We start from the raw sequence: 1,085 nt of genomic DNA, 5'->3' as shown, positions 1-1,085 counted from the left end.
AATTGCTTCATTAATTAATAATTTATTATGTGAATTACCTTCTCTTATTGCATTACGGTCAATTTCGACATCAAAAAGATCAGAATTTATAATAATAGGAAAACTATATTGTTCAGTTCCGATCAAAGGAAATTTACAAAATAATTTTGGCATATTCTCGGGAATAGGTAAAAATACGTATAGATTACTAGCATCTATTTTCATAGGACAAGCAATAGTAACATTATTGTTAGTCGACAAATATAAAGAACCCAGTTCACTTCTACCTTTCAGTGTTATAAAATTATCTGTATTATAAGAGCGATCTAATTCGTAAATTTCACTATTATAGGTTATAGAATTAATATTTGGATTAAAAGCCAGCAAATAAAGCAATGTTGCTTGTAAATCATCTGCCCCTTGTTTTACTATTCTCATTGATTCCGGACTTCCTTTTAAGCTATAAATAAATTTAGTTCTGTTTAGTTTTTGTAAATTCTCATCACTGTTTTCATTCAATGTTTGTAAATTATTTAGCATTTGAACCGTTTTTTCTCTAATGCCTTTATAATCTTGATTTTCACGATTAATTAAAAATTTCATATTTGTCCAATTTCCATCTTTTCTAATAAAAGAGCCTTCAATTTCTACAACCTCTGATAGCAAAAAAGTAGTCATAAATCCAGTTCCAAATTTACCTGTTAATGATTCTTCAGATTGTGGTTTCGCAGAAATTTGAGTTATTAATGAGAATAAATTTTCATATGAAAAAGGTATCCCATCATGACTAAAGTGAATTTCATCTTCGGTAACTTCTACGCTGATATTAATTTTTTTGCCTTCAGGAGTACAGTCCGAAGCATTTTGGATTAATTCCCATATCCATCTTCTGCGAATTTCATCTTTCTTTTCTTTACCTGATTGATTTATGTTTTTAAACTCATTAAATATTTTATTTGTACTTTCATTTATTGTCGCTTCATAATATTCCTTAATATCCAAAATAATCTAACCTCCAAATATCATTTAAAAAAGTAATATTTTTCTATATATACTATATTATAAATCAAACCGAGATTGAACAATGATTATTATGTTAATCAAGA

General features: G+C 27.2%; 1 protein-coding gene. It reads right to left on the bottom strand.

Features of this window, described 5'->3' with window-relative positions; translation table 11 throughout:
- Positions 1 to 981, bottom strand: a 981-nt coding sequence (locus PTI45_RS01510; RefSeq protein WP_139129199.1) for an ATP-binding protein, incomplete at its 3' end; no start/stop codon positions are given.
- Between the last annotated feature and the right edge of the window lie 104 nt (positions 982 to 1,085).

This window comes from Paenibacillus nuruki, assembly GCF_001721045.1.
Classification (GTDB): Bacteria; Bacillota; Bacilli; order Paenibacillales; family Paenibacillaceae; genus Saccharibacillus; species Saccharibacillus nuruki.
Note: the sequence above shows the minus strand (reverse complement) of the source record. Positions and strands in the feature narration are given on the sequence as shown.